This window comes from Candidatus Clostridium radicumherbarum, assembly GCF_045310525.1.
Lineage (GTDB): Bacteria > Bacillota > Clostridia > Clostridiales > Clostridiaceae > Clostridium_AT > Clostridium_AT radicumherbarum.
Genome location: NZ_JBJHZY010000019.1, coordinates 1 through 297 on the forward strand (window position 1 = coordinate 1; position 297 = coordinate 297).

The 297-nt window shown below is 36.7% G+C and carries 2 tRNA genes; both read right to left on the bottom strand.

The features are described 5' to 3' along the window. Nucleotides 1-83: 83 nt before the first annotated feature. Nucleotides 84-160 (bottom strand) — tRNA-Ile (locus tag ACJDUH_RS19685). Between the two features lie 60 nt (nucleotides 161-220). Continuing rightward, nucleotides 221-296, bottom strand: a tRNA-Ala gene (locus ACJDUH_RS19690). Between the last annotated feature and the right edge of the window lies 1 nt (nucleotide 297).

A 297-nucleotide genomic window follows, 5' to 3' on the forward strand; every position in this document is an offset into this window, starting at 1 on the left:
TTTGAGTAAACAATTTAATCATTTTTAATCTGTGCAATTTTCAAAGAACAATTTAATTTAATTAATAATAATTAATTAAATAATGGTGGGCTTAAATGGACTCGAACCATCGACCTCACGCTTATCAGGCGTGCGCTCTAACCAGCTGAGCTATAAGCCCATAAATTTTTAGAAAAAAAGAAGATTAAATTCTCTAAATCAGAAGAATTTAATCTTCTTCTGGTGGAGATAAAGAGGCTCGAACTCTTGACCCCCTGCGTGCAAGGCAGGTGCTCTCCCAGCTGAGCTATACCCCCA